The organism is Bacillus paranthracis, from assembly GCF_001883995.1.
Classification (GTDB): Bacteria; Bacillota; Bacilli; order Bacillales; family Bacillaceae_G; genus Bacillus_A; species Bacillus_A paranthracis.
The window spans coordinates 458,787-472,213 of record NZ_MACE01000049.1 but is presented as its reverse complement, the minus strand read 5'-3'; the positions used below and the strand labels follow the sequence as shown (position 1 = coordinate 472,213).

The 13,427-nt window shown below is 34.9% G+C and carries 12 protein-coding genes, 1 pseudogene and 2 other annotated features; of the genes and pseudogenes, 11 read left to right on the top strand and 2 right to left on the bottom strand.

Annotated elements, in window-relative coordinates; translation table 11 throughout:
- Window positions 1-132 precede the first annotated feature (132 nt).
- From BAQ46_RS19540 to hitS, 3 genes are all read left to right on the top strand, one after another.
- Window positions 133-1,893 (top strand): ABC transporter ATP-binding protein, encoded by a 1,761-nt coding sequence (locus BAQ46_RS19540; RefSeq protein WP_000453240.1) that lies wholly within the window; start codon window positions 133-135, stop codon window positions 1,891-1,893.
- Window positions 1,894-1,981: 88 nt separating this feature from the next.
- The gene (gene hitR / locus BAQ46_RS19535) at window positions 1,982-2,659 is read left to right on the top strand and encodes an envelope stress response regulator transcription factor HitR (RefSeq protein WP_000937025.1); all 678 of its coding nucleotides are present in this window, start codon (window positions 1,982-1,984) and stop codon (window positions 2,657-2,659) included.
- Window positions 2,656-3,729: an envelope stress sensor histidine kinase HitS gene (gene hitS / locus BAQ46_RS19530; protein WP_061130947.1), complete on the top strand. Its 1,074-nt coding sequence runs from the start codon at window positions 2,656-2,658 to the stop codon at window positions 3,727-3,729. Before hitR ends, hitS begins: the two co-directional genes overlap by 4 nt.
- Before the next feature lie 24 nt (window positions 3,730-3,753).
- Here hitS and BAQ46_RS19525 read toward each other — a convergent pair.
- Window positions 3,754-4,252 (bottom strand): annotated as a pseudogene (locus tag BAQ46_RS19525) (DUF3139 domain-containing protein).
- A 254-nt stretch (window positions 4,253-4,506) separates the two neighbouring features.
- On the opposite strand from BAQ46_RS19525, the gene BAQ46_RS19520 reads away from it, so the two are divergent.
- The 4 genes from BAQ46_RS19520 (at window position 4,507) to BAQ46_RS19505 (ending at window position 7,820) form a co-directional block, all read left to right on the top strand.
- Complete coding sequence (locus BAQ46_RS19520) at window positions 4,507-5,226, top strand: 3-ketoacyl-ACP reductase (RefSeq protein WP_000818985.1); 720 nt, start codon at window positions 4,507-4,509, stop codon at window positions 5,224-5,226.
- 362 nt (window positions 5,227-5,588) lie between these two features.
- Entirely contained in the window at window positions 5,589-6,461 is an 873-nt protein-coding gene (locus BAQ46_RS19515; RefSeq protein WP_071742505.1) for an aminoglycoside 6-adenylyltransferase, read from the top strand.
- Window positions 6,462-6,578: 117 nt separating this feature from the next.
- Window positions 6,579-7,406 (top strand): peptidoglycan-N-acetylglucosamine deacetylase, encoded by an 828-nt coding sequence (locus BAQ46_RS19510; protein WP_061130945.1) that lies wholly within the window; start codon window positions 6,579-6,581, stop codon window positions 7,404-7,406.
- 75 nt (window positions 7,407-7,481) lie between these two features.
- Window positions 7,482-7,820, top strand: a complete 339-nt coding sequence (locus BAQ46_RS19505) for an SdpI family protein (RefSeq protein WP_000271090.1) — start codon at window positions 7,482-7,484, stop codon at window positions 7,818-7,820.
- A gap of 48 nt (window positions 7,821-7,868) precedes the next feature.
- On the opposite strand, the gene BAQ46_RS19500 is transcribed toward BAQ46_RS19505, so the two are convergent.
- The gene (locus BAQ46_RS19500) at window positions 7,869-8,477 is read right to left on the bottom strand and encodes an NUDIX hydrolase (protein WP_061130944.1); all 609 of its coding nucleotides are present in this window, start codon (window positions 8,475-8,477) and stop codon (window positions 7,869-7,871) included.
- An 83-nt stretch (window positions 8,478-8,560) separates the two neighbouring features.
- Between BAQ46_RS19500 and BAQ46_RS19495 the strand changes: the two genes are divergently transcribed.
- The 4 genes from BAQ46_RS19495 (at window position 8,561) to thrB (ending at window position 13,406) form a co-directional block, all read left to right on the top strand.
- Window positions 8,561-9,199: a pyridoxamine 5'-phosphate oxidase family protein gene (locus BAQ46_RS19495; protein ID WP_061130943.1), complete on the top strand. Its 639-nt coding sequence runs from the start codon at window positions 8,561-8,563 to the stop codon at window positions 9,197-9,199.
- 238 nt (window positions 9,200-9,437) lie between these two features.
- Window positions 9,438-9,669 (top strand) — a binding site (T-box leader).
- 114 nt (window positions 9,670-9,783) lie between these two features.
- Window positions 9,784-10,015: a binding site (T-box leader), on the top strand.
- A 154-nt stretch (window positions 10,016-10,169) separates the two neighbouring features.
- Window positions 10,170-11,465 carry a homoserine dehydrogenase gene (locus tag BAQ46_RS19485; protein WP_061130941.1) on the top strand — a complete coding sequence of 432 codons (1,296 nt, stop codon included), beginning with the start codon at window positions 10,170-10,172 and terminating at the stop codon, window positions 11,463-11,465.
- On the top strand, window positions 11,458-12,516 hold the full coding sequence (thrC, locus tag BAQ46_RS19480; protein ID WP_061130940.1) for a threonine synthase: 1,059 nt from the start codon (window positions 11,458-11,460) through the stop codon (window positions 12,514-12,516). The genes BAQ46_RS19485 and thrC overlap by 8 nt, the downstream gene beginning before the upstream one ends.
- Window positions 12,513-13,406 carry a homoserine kinase gene (thrB, locus tag BAQ46_RS19475; RefSeq protein ID WP_061130939.1) on the top strand — a complete coding sequence of 298 codons (894 nt, stop codon included), beginning with the start codon at window positions 12,513-12,515 and terminating at the stop codon, window positions 13,404-13,406. The genes thrC and thrB overlap by 4 nt, the downstream gene beginning before the upstream one ends.
- Window positions 13,407-13,427: the final 21 nt, after the last annotated feature.

Sequence of the window (13,427 nt, the reverse complement as noted above, 5' to 3'; positions counted from 1 at the left end):
TATCTGTTGTAAAGATGAGTTTTTATGTATATTTTGTAAAAATAGAAAAAGTGTGTTTACATTCAGTTTACATTCGTATTGTATTCTACTTTTAGAAAGAAAAGTTTGGTTTAACACGAGGAGATGACAGAAATGGAAGTTAAAAATGAAATGAAGAAAAAAGGGAGCTGGAGGCAGTTTTTACGCCTTATTCAAGATACAAATCCTCCGAAAGGGATATTAATTTTTGCGTTATTCATGAGTTTACTTTCTACAGGAGCGAGTTTATTTATTCCGATGTTAACAAAAGGATTAGTAGATAATTTTTCACTTTCGTCAATTAGTACAGGACAAATTGTTGGGCTAGTTGCCTTCTTTATTATGCAAACTATAGCTGCAGGATTATCTATATATTTATTAAATTATATAGGACAGAAGATTGTAGCTGGATTAAGAGAACGTTTGTGGAAAAAGGTACTTATATTGCCAGTATCTTATTATGATCAAAATAGAACAGGCGATACAATTAGCCGAATGACAAATGATACAGGTGTTGTGAAGACATTAATTTCTGAGCATTTGTCAAATTTATTAACAGGCGGTATTTCAATTGTCGGATCATTAATCGTATTATTTGTTTTAGATTGGAAAATGACACTTTTACTTTTAACGGTTATTCCATTATCAGTACTTATTTTAGTTCCACTTGGACGAAAAATGTATAAGATTTCAAAAGCACTTCAAGATGAAACGGCTTCTTTTACAAGTGTGCTAACGCAAGTATTATCAGAAATTCGTTTAGTAAAATCTTCGAACACAGAAAAAAGAGAATATGAAACTGGAAATAAAGGTATCGAAAAGTTATTGCAATTTGGTTTGAAAGAAGGGAAAGTGCAAGCGTTAATTTCACCAGTTATGTCGTTTGTTTTAATGGCATTGCTTGTTATTATCGTAGGGTATGGTGGGATGCGTGTTTCTAGCGGTGCATTAACTACAGGTGAACTTGTAGCGTTTATTTTATATTTAGTTCAAATTATAATGCCGATGAGTCAATTATCTATGTTCTTTACACAATTCCAAAAGGCAATTGGTGCAACGGAAAGAATTAATACAATTTTAGAATATGAAGTAGAAGATCATGAAACAGGTGTGAAAGTCACAAATGCTAAGCAGCCAATCGTTCTTGAAAATGTACATTTCGAGTATAACGAAGAAGAGCAAGTGTTAAAGAATATTGATTTCACAATTGAATCAGGAAAAGTAACAGCAATCGTAGGACCAAGTGGTAGCGGGAAAACGACGTTATTCTCATTGTTAGAACGTTTTTATGAGCCAACTAGCGGTGCTATTAAATTAGGGAAAGATACAATTACGAACTATTCGTTACAGTCATGGCGACGTCAAATTGGTTACGTTTCACAAGATAGTCCGTTAATCGATGGAACGATTCGGGATAATATTTGTTACGGCGTTGAGGGAGAAGTGACAGATGAAGAAATTGAAAAAGTAGCGGCGATGGCATATGTGGATGCATTTATTCATGATTTGCCAAATGGATATGCAACAGAAGTTGGAGAACGTGGTGTGAAACTTTCTGGAGGACAAAGACAGCGAATTGCCATTGCCCGAGCGTTACTTCGAAATCCACAAATTCTTATGTTAGATGAAGCAACTTCTAGTTTAGATAGTAAATCAGAGTCTGTCGTTCAAAAGGCATTAAATAACTTAATGAAAGGCAGAACAACGTTAGTTATTGCACATAGACTTTCTACTGTAGTAGATGCAGATAAAATTATCTTTATAGAAAAAGGGAATCTTACAGGTAGTGGTACACATGATGAATTGTTACGCACACATGACATGTATCGTGAATTTGCAACGCAACAATTGAAAATTAAAGAGGGCGTATTATAAAATGAATCATCAGTGGGGCTTATACTCCGCTGGTGATTCATTTTTAAAAGTTATATGAAAGATGCTACGTAGAAAGGAGAGGTTTTCTTTGCTACCAAAAATTTTAATAGTAGATGACGATCCGCATATTAGAGAACTTGTTTCTGTATTTTTAGAGCGGGAAGGATTTCAAACATATGAAGCAATTGATGGTCTAGATGCACTTCAAAAAATAGATGAAGTGAAAGTTGATATGGTTATTCTTGATATCATGATGCCGAATATGGATGGATTTGATGTATGTTTTGAATTAAGGAAATACTATGATATTCCGATTTTGATGTTAACTGCTAAAGGAGAAACGTCTCAAAAAGTAAAAGGATTTCATCTTGGAACGGATGATTATCTTGTAAAACCATTTGATCCGATAGAACTAGTAGTGAGAGTTAAGGCGTTATTGAAACGTTACCAAATTACAGTATCGCAATCAATTCAAGTTGGAAATGTACTGTTAAATCGTAAAACATTTGAAGTTACAATTGGTGAACAAACAGTTACGTTACCACTAAAAGAATTCGAATTGCTATTTACTTTAGGCTCTAAAGCGGGAAGAACTTGTTCGAGAGAGCAATTAATTGAAGATGTATGGGGATATGATTTTGAAGGAAATGAGCGAACATTAGATGTTCATATGAATCGGTTACGTGAGAAGTTCCAAGAAGAGAAATCGAGATTTAGTATTAAAACGATAAGAGGCTTAGGATATCGCTTAGAGGTAAGTAAATGAGAAGAAGAGAGCGAATGAGTAAATTCAAGATGCTAAAAGTAACGGGAGCGATAATAGCACTCTTTTCTTTTCTTACTATTATTTGGTCTACAGCATTTTATGTATCATCTAGTATATTGGATGCACTTGCAATACATTTATCTCCTTTTGTTACCTACCTCATTAGTGACATACTCAGTTTTATATTTATGATTCTTCTTTGGATATTAATTGCAGTATTAATGAGACCGAAGCGAGAGGCGATGATTTGGACTATTATTGAACCGATACAAAAAATTGCAAAAGGGGACTTCTCCGTCAAAATACGAAATGAAGAGAAATATGATGGAGAAATTGGTGTGCTCGTAAAAAGTATAAATGATATGACAGATGAACTAAATGCGATGGAGAAAATGCGCCAGGAATTTGTATCGAATGTTTCTCATGAAATACAGTCACCATTAACTTCTATAAAAGGATTTGCTAGAGCGCTACAAGATAACAATCTTTCCGAGGAAAAGAGAGAGCATTACCTTACCATTATTGAAACGGAAACGACGAGATTATCTAAACTAAGTCAAAATTTACTGAAGCTTACCCTTTTAGAGTCGGAAGAATATACACCAGAAAGAGTAACTTATCGATTAGATCAACAGTTAAAGCAAATTGTGTTAAATAGTGAACCGCTCTGGGCTGAAAAAGAAATTGAATTGGAACTTAATTTAGAGAAAGTGCACATTACTGCTGACCAAGAAAGTATGAGTCAAGTTTGGATTAATTTAATTCATAATAGTATTAAATTTACTCCAAGTGGTGGCACAATTACAATCCAGTTAAAAGAATATGAGAAAGTAGTGGAAGTACGTATTCGCGATTCGGGAATTGGGATATCTGAAGAACAGAAGCAACATATTTTTGAGCGCTTTTATAAAGCGGATTCTTCACGAAATCGTGCTTATGGAGGGAGTGGCTTAGGTTTGGCTATCGTAAAAAAAGTACTCGACCTTCATCAAGGAGAAATAAAAGTCGAGAGTGAGGAAGGCAGTGGTACGGAATTTATTGTACGTATTCCGAATCATGAAGAGAAATAGTGTTAGAAGGGGAACCTTCTAACACTATTTCTCTTTAAAAATACATTTCCCATTACTGCAACTATATTGATAAGCTTTTCCTTCATTATTCATCTTTTTTAAAGTCAACGTATGCTTCTGCATCGTTTTTATCATCATCTATATCAATGTAATGAACGTGTCGTATAGAATAATCCTTTTTTTCACTTAAACCTCTTTCTTGTAAGTTCGTATGAATCCCTTGTATTAGTTGATCGAACAGTGACCAATTTAAATTAAGATGCTCAAATGATTCAGTATGTCTTCCTAAAATGCCATTGTCTTGTATTATTTTTTTATTATTATCGTATGTATAAGAGTATGTAAAATAAGGTTCGTCTTTATATACTACTGTTGCATAATAGCCGATATTATAAAGGGAAGTATATTTTCCGGTTATGCTTTGTATTTCTTTTTGCTTATATCCTTTTATAGTATGGAGATATTCGTTAGTTTCTTTTTCTATTACTTTATAATATAGTGGATTACCAAATATAAAGTACATAGCCAAAAATATGCTAAATAGTCCGACTGCAGATAGTGACAAGAACCATTTTTTTTATACGCATATGCTCTCTTTTATGGAATTTATTTCTATTTTACATGAATTATGGAAAAAAGATGAGAATTATAAATAAGAACTTTCTATAGTTACCTACAAGTAACCTACGCACATGAAAGTGCATCATTGCCTTTTTACATAAACATAGATACAATTTTAATATAATACATAACTGAGATGATTAAGGAGTGTTATACTTGGCAGAATTATTACAAGGCAAAAATGCTTTAATTACAGGAGCAGGTAGAGGGATTGGTCGCGCTGTAGCGATCGCATTAGCGAAAGAGGGCGTAAATGTAGGTCTTTTAGCTCGCTCAGAAGAAAACTTAAAAGCTGTAGCGAAAGAAGTAGAAGCAGAAGGCGTAAAAGCTGTTATTGCGACTGCTGATGTTTCTTCATATGAAGAAGTGACTACTGCAATTGAGACGTTAAAAAACGGTTTAGGATCTATCGATATTTTAATTAATAACGCTGGTATTTCTAAGTTCGGTAAGTTTTTAGAACTAGACGTTGCTGATTGGGAAAAAATCATTCAAGTAAACTTAATGGGTGTATACTATGCAACTCGTGCAGCTTTACCAAGCATGATTGAACAACAATCTGGTGATATCATTAACATTTCATCTACAGCAGGACAAAAAGGTGCACCTGTAACAAGTGCATATAGTGCTTCTAAATTTGGTGTTCTTGGCTTAACAGAATCGTTAGCGATGGAAGTTCGTAAACATAACATTCGCGTAACAGCGTTAACTCCAAGTACAGTAGCAACAGACATGGCTGTAGATTTAGGATTAACTGACGGAAATCCTGATAAAGTAATGCAAGCAGAAGATATTGCAGAGTTTATCGTAGCGCAGCTGAAATTAAATAAACGTACATTTATTAAATCAGCAGGGCTTTGGTCTACTAATCCGTAAGGGATACATGTATAAACAAAAGAAGGGATATCTATTTTGTAATGAAGTAGATGTCCCTTCTTTATTTTTGGTATATAAGACAGAATTTTATGTATAATTGAAGGTGAATAGTAGAAAAGTATTGAAAGCGATGGTATTTCCATGAGTATGATTGAGAAGTGGACGGCTGTTGATCAATATATGAGTGTTGTATGAATACCGAAAGATTTTACATTTTCGTAAAAGAATACCGAAAGGAGATAAATAGAATGAAAAAGATGTTTGAAAAATTATAACTTGTATCGTATACAACGCAGTTAGCTCGTGGACCTCCTATATACATATCACTATATTTTATATAAAAAATTGGAGGTTGTGAGTAGATGAGAACAGAAAAAGAAATGATAGACTTAATTATGAATACAGCAAAAGAGGATGAAAGAATCCGAGCTGTCATCATGAATGGATCGCGTGTAAATCCACATGTGAAAAGAGATTGTTTTCAAGACTATGATATTATGTATGTTGTAAAAGATATACAATCCTTTACGTCTAATCATAATTGGATTCATAGATTTGGAGAAATAATGATTGTACAAATGCCGGAAGAAATGTCATTAGTTCCACCAGATGGAGACGGAAAGTTTCCGTATTTAATGCAGTTCATGGATGGGAATCGGATTGATTTAACACTAGTGCCAGTTGAATTAATAAATAATTTCGTTGGACAAGATAGTTTAAGTAAATTACTTCTCGATAAAGATAATTGTATAGAAGAATTCCCGCCAGCAAGCGATAAAGATTACTTAATAAAAAAGCCTACAGAAAAAGAGTTTTTAGGTTGCTGTAATGAGTTTTGGTGGTGTAGTACGAATGTGGCAAAAGGGTTATGGCGTGAGGAACTTTCTTATGCAAAAGGAATGCTTGATGGTCCAGTGCGGGATATGTTCATCGTAATGCTAGAATGGCATATTGGTATGAAAACAGACTTTACAGTTAATGCAGGAAAGTTTGGAAAGCATTTTGAGCAATATTTTGAAGGGGAAATGTGGGAGCAATTTAAAAGGACATTTTCTAATGCAGAATATGAAAACATATGGGAGTCATTCTTTGTCATGGGTGATTTATTTAGGGAAGTGGCGAATGAAATTGCTAACGCTTATGGATATTCGTACCCGCAAGGTGATGATGACAGAGTGACAAGTTATTTAAAACATGTGAAAGCTTTACCGAAAGATAGTACATCAATTTATTAATAATAGTCAGCAGTAAGACTGTCCAAATGACGGACAGTCTTATTTTTGTTTATGAATAACAATTTCTCTAACAAAGTGCAGATGAATCACATATGAAACTTTAGGGAGGTTTTTATTATGTATTATTTTTATTCACCAGAAGGGTTTGCTCCATATCAATGGGGGCTAGAACGAGATGTTTCGTATGCCTATATGCCATATAACTTATTTTATTACGGAGATTATATAAGAACATTGCCATACACATATATCCCTCAAAGCTATGAAGTACAAATGAAAGCAGATGAACGTGGATCGTGGACACCATTTTCTTGGGTCGAAAAATATGCGTACGCATTTTCAGGACCGTACAATAAAGCGGAAGTCGCACTTACATTTGATGATGGACCGGATTTAGAATTCACGCCAAAAATATTAGATAAGTTAAAACAACATAATGTAAAAGCGACTTTTTTCCTGCTTGGTGAAAATGCAGAAAAGTTTCCGAATGTCGTAAAGCGTATTGCGAATGAAGGGCATGTAATTGGTAATCATACGTATAGTCATCCTAATTTAGCGAAAGTAAATGAGGATGAGTACCGTAATCAAATTATAAAAACGGAAGAAATATTAAAACGTATAGCCGGCTATGCTCCTAAATTTATACGCCCGCCGTATGGTGAAATACTTGAAAATCAATTGCATTGGGCAACTGAGCAAAACTTTATGATTGTACAGTGGAGTGTGGATACAGTTGATTGGAAAGGTGTAAGTGCTGATACGATTACAAATAATGTGTTAGGGAACTCATTCCCTGGTAGTATCATACTTCAACATTCAACTCCAGGTGGACGCCTGCAAGGATCTGTAGAGGCGCTAGACAAAATGATTCCGCAGTTAAAAACGAAAGGGGCGCGCTTTGTAACGCTGCCAAGTATGTTCCAAACATCGAAAGAGCGGAAGTGAATGTGTTGTTAAATTGGAAAAAACAGGATTTTGTCGTATAATGAAGCTGTAGGTTGTTAGGAGGGAATATAATTGATGTATGCACTAATAAACATAGGAATGAGTATTTTAATAGGTATTATATTTATACTTGCGGCGATTGTCCTTCAAAAAAATCCACCGACCGATATTAATGCGGCATATGGTTATCGTACGAAACGATCTATGAAAAATAAAGAATTATGGGATGTAGGTAATAGGTATAGTGCAGAAGTGATGAAGCAAAACGGATTCATTATGATGTTAATTGGAAGTGTTGTTAGTATACTGTTTAGATATCCACATACAATGATAGCGATTATGGTGATTATGCTGTTATTAATCATTCGTTTATTTATACGAGTAGAGAGTAGATTAAAAATGCTTGAACAATAATGAAAAAATAGGACTTTATGCAATATAATGCTAGGAGTCCTATTTTATTTATAAACTATTATTTTCTAGTAAGTCTTTTCCTTGTTCAACAACAAATTCATAGTATGCAAGATCATATGGATAGATATCATCAAAAGTTATCGTTAGCGGTTTATTGCTCAAAACAGAAGTAGCTGTAAAAGATGAAATCTCTCTTTTTAATAGTTGTAGAAAAGAAGTTGCATGTACTTTCATCACATCATCTACTTCTTCACCTAGTGCGAATGGAAGTGGATCGATGACATTGTGAAAATACATATGGCAAAACTCGCGATCCGTAAGATTTGAAATTTCATAATCTATTGTAAAGATTCCTGTATATGCTAGATCAGTAGTTTGAAAGGAAAGCCCTAATTCTTCCTTAATTTCACGAAGGCCACCAATTTGTACATCTTCATCATGCATAATATGTCCAGCTGAAGTAATATCCCATATACATGGGGCTTCTTTTTTATTTTTAGAGCGTAATTGGAAATATAAGAACATATCTTCATCATCTTTTTCTACAAACCAACAATGAAATGTTTCGTGCCAATCACCGTCACGGTGCACTTCATCACGTAATTTCTTCCCAAGTGTATTTCTTTCAGAATCAAATATCGTTAACCACTCTGTCATTTTAGTTCCCCTTTCTGCAAATTTTATTATACAATATTTGTAATGAATTTTGGGAAAATAAAGAAAAAAAGGAGAGGGTATAAGTGGGTATAGAGAGGACGGAAATAAAATCGATTATTTCAACTGAGGTAGAATTACGGAAAATATTAGGGGAACCAAGTGAGCGAGCTTTGAAAAAGGTTATTTCATCATTAGACCACCATTGCGTAGATTTTCTGTCTAAATCTCCTTTTCTAGTATTATCTACAGCAAATAAATTAGGAGAGTGTGATGCTTCACCGAGAGGAGATGCACCTGGATTTGTTTACGTATTAAACCATAATAAAATTATCATTCCAGAAAGACCAGGCAACCGCCGTATAGACTCCATTTTGAATATTATTTCCAATCCACGTGTAGGATTAATCTTTTTTATCCCAGGCCTTGGGGAGACACTCAGAATAAATGGCCGAGCGTATATAACAAACGACGAAGAAATTTTGCAAGAAATGCAGGCAAATGGACGCAATCCGTTACTTGGAATTGTGGTTGAGGTAGAGGAATGCTATATTCATTGTGCAAAAGCTTTTATTCGTTCAAAAATGTGGGATCCGGAATCTTGGTTAAATAAAAAAGAGTTACCTTCAGCAGCAAAAATGTTGTTGGAGCATGCGAAAGTGAATACTTCAGAAGAGGATGTTGCACGTTCTTTAGAAGAAAGTTATAGGGAAAGATTGTATTAAGAAAATTACTTTTTAAATATAGTGTTGAGGTGTGAAACTCTAAACGTTTTAGAATGAGAATTTAATATCAATCTTGTTAGTTTATAAGTGATGAATACATGTGCAAGAGTAGAAATCTATATTAGATGATTTGTTATTTTAAAATAAAATGATTCGTATTTTTAAAAATAATGAACAAAAATAGGCTTGCTTTTTAAAAAGTTGATAACTATAATAAGTTAACAAATAGACATGAACGAAAAAAGTAACGATAAGGACACGGAATCATTTTTACGGTTTACAGAGAGGGAAGTCAAGGATGTGAGCTTCCTAACACGAGAAATGATTTTACCACCTTTGAACTTCAATAGTGAACGAGTAATCTAGTAATTATTGACGGAATCAGCCGTTATCTGAACTTGAGCAATCTAGAGAGAAATACGTCTGGATTGGAACAAGGGTGGAACCACGAAAACACATTCGTCCCTTTCCTAGGGATGAGTGTGTTTTTTTATAGTTTTAGAGATTGAAAATTAAAAATAATTAAAAAATAGTATTGATTTTGTTTTTTATGCGAGTATAATGAGTTAACAAATAAACATGAACGAAAAGTAACGATAAGGACACGGAATCATTTTTACGGTTTACAGAGAGGGAAGTCAAGGGTGTGAGCTTCCTAACACGAGAAATGATTTTACCACCTTTGAACTTCAATAGTGAACGAGTAATCTAGTAATTATTGACGGAATCAGCCGTTATCTGAACTTGAGCAATCTAGAGAGAAATACGTCTAGGTTGGAACAAGGGTGGAACCACGAAAACACATTCGTCCCTTTCCTAGGGATGAGTGTGTTTTTTTATTACTTTGAAAGGAGGTGCTGTAACATGAAACGATTTGTACGTACGGAAATAACCACCACCTGCATGATTGAAAAGCAGAGTAAGGTGATTGATAAAGATAAAAAATAAAATTGTAGGAGGAGATTAGAAGATGAATAATGTTGTTAATGTAGGGGTGTTAGGATTAGGTACGGTCGGAAGTGGTGTTGTCCATATTTTGAAAGAACATTATAAAAAAATTGCACTTGATACAGGGTATGAAGTGAAAGTGAAGACAGTCGCTGTACGTGATTTAGAAAAAGAACGTGATGTTTGTATTGATGGAATCGTAGTAACAAGTCATGTTGATGAAGTTCTAAATGATTCAAATATTGATATTGTAGTAGAGGTAATGGGCGGAATTGAAGAAGCGAAGCAGCATATTGTTAAAGCTTTACGAAATAAGAAACATGTCGTAACAGCAAATAAAGATTTAATGGCTGTATACGGTGTAGAACTTCTCCAACTGGCGAACGATAATGATTGTGATTTATGTTATGAGGCAAGTGTAGCGGGCGGTATTCCGGTGTTAAGAGGGTTAACAGACGGATTAGCATCAGATCAAATTGAAAAAATAATGGGGATTGTAAATGGTACAACAAATTACATGTTAACAAAGATGAGTCAAAATGGATGGTCGTATGAAGAGGCTTTACAGGAAGCACAAAAATTAGGTTTCGCAGAATCAGATCCGACAGCGGATGTAGATGGGCTAGATGCGGCGAGAAAGGTAGCGATTCTTGCAAACTTAGGTTTTTCGATGAATGTTTCTTTAGATGATGTGCAAGTAAGAGGGATTCGAAAGGTCGAAAAAGAAGATTTACAAATGGCTGAAAAGTTAGGGTTTACAATGAAATTAATTGGTAAAGCAGAGAAACAAGGATCAGCCATTCATTTAAGTGTAGAACCGACTCTTTTACCTAGTCATCATCCATTATCGAATGTAAATAATGAATTTAATGCAGTATATGTTCACGGGCAAGCGGTAGGAGAAGTAATGTTTTACGGACCTGGAGCTGGGAAGTTACCGACTGGTTCTGCTGTAGTAAGTGATATTATTTCAATCGTTAAAAATATGAATCAAGTTCAGAAAAATAAAAGTACGTTAAAAGAACCGGAACCGTATGAATTACAAGGGGATGAAGAAGTCGTTTCGAAATATTTCTTACGTATCTCATTACGAGATGAACCTGGGATGTTGCAAAAAATAACAGAATGTTTCGTTAATTATTCTGTAAGTTTAAAAGAAGTGATTCAATTACCTTTAAATCGTGAACTTGCAGAAGTCGTTGTTGTGACACATCAAACTTCAAAGTATCAATTCGAACGAGTTTTAGGAGCGATAGAAGATGTCGCAAGTGAAATAAACAGTTACTACATTATTGAGGAGGAAAAACAATATGTATAAAGGACTATTAAACCAATATGCTTCTTATTTACCGGTAAACGAAAACACACCTGATGTGAGCTTAATGGAAGGAAATACACCCCTTATTCCGTTATTAAATATATCAAAACAATTAGGAATTCAGTTATACGGTAAGTATGAAGGAGCGAATCCGACAGGTTCTTTTAAAGATCGTGGTATGGTAATGGCAGTTGCGAAGGCGAAAGAAGAAGGTTCAGAGGCCATTATTTGCGCATCGACAGGTAATACATCAGCATCGGCCGCAGCATACGCGGCACGTCTTGGAATGAAATGTATTATCGTAATCCCAGAAGGGAAAATTGCACATGGAAAATTAGCGCAAGCAGTTGCCTATGGTGCTGAAATTATTTCAATAGAAGGAAATTTTGATGATGCACTAAAGGCTGTAAGAAATATTGCTGCAGAAGAGCCAATCACATTAGTTAACTCGGTAAATCCTTATCGAATTGAAGGGCAAAAAACAGCAGCATTTGAAATTTGTGACCAATTGCAAAGTGCACCAGATGTTTTAGCGATTCCTGTTGGGAATGCTGGGAATATTACAGCGTACTGGAAGGGTTTCTGTGAATATGAGAAAGAAAAAGGATATAAGAAGCCAAGAATTCATGGATTTGAAGCGGAAGGAGCAGCTGCTATTGTAAAAGGGCATGTAATTGACGAGCCAGAAACAATTGCAACAGCGATTCGCATCGGTAACCCAGCAAGTTGGTCATATGCAGTAGAGGCTGCTGAGCAATCTCACGGTGAAATAGATATGGTATCAGATGAAGAAATTTTACATGCGTATAGATTATTAGCAAAATCGGAAGGGGTTTTCGCTGAGCCAGGATCAAATGCTTCATTAGCTGGCGTAATGAAACATGTTCAATCTGGAAAAATCAAAAAAGGAGAAACAGTTGTTGCAGTTTTAACTGGAAACGGCTTGAAAGATCCTGATATCGCAATCTCTTCTAATGCATTAGATATTGCAAGTGTTTCAAATAATATAGAACAAATTAAAGAGCATATTAAAGGGGTGATTATGTCGTGATACCATTAAGTATTCGTGTTCCTGCTAGTACAGCGAATGTTGGACCTGGATTCGATTCAGTAGGAATAGCTTTGTCATTATATTTACATGTAGTAGTTAAAGAAAAAGCTGATAAATGGCAAGTAATCCATTCCTTTGAAGATTCAATTCCGACAGACGATAAAAATTTAATTGTTAGCACGGCATGTAAAGTATGTCCTTCTTTATCACCCTATATAATAGAAGTTACTAGTAACATTCCGCTAACAAGAGGTCTAGGAAGTAGTGCATCAGCAATTGTAGCTGGGATAGAGCTTGCGAATCAACTCGGAAAATTGAACTTAACGACTGAGCAAAGAGTTCAAATTGCTACAAATTTTGAAGGTCATCCTGATAATGTTGCTGCTTCTATATTAGGAGGAACTGTAATCGGAGCACTTGATGGGAAGAATGTTTCGGTTGTAAGAATTGAAAGTAAGGAATTAGGTGTTATTTCTCTTATTCCAAATGAAGAGCTAAATACAGATGAAAGTCGATCTGTATTACCAGATGTATTCCCGTTTCATGAAGCTGTTAAGGCTAGTGCAATAAGTAATGTATTAGTAGCTGCTTTATGTCAAAAGAAATGGAAAGTTGTAGGCGAAATGATGGAAAGGGATCATTTTCACGAGCCGTATCGTTTAGAGCTTGTCCCGTTATTACCATCTATTCGTAAATGTGCAAAAGAATTCGGTTCATACGGTACAGCGCTTAGCGGTGCAGGACCATCTATTTTTATATTAACGCCGTATGAGAAACGTCAAGAAATTGCTGAGCAATTAGCGAGAGTATTTACGTCTATGAAAGTGTGTGAGCTAGAAATTGATCATAGAGGGATTACTGTAAATAAAGAAGAACATATTGGATTATAAAGAAAGCTAGTATCGCTAGCT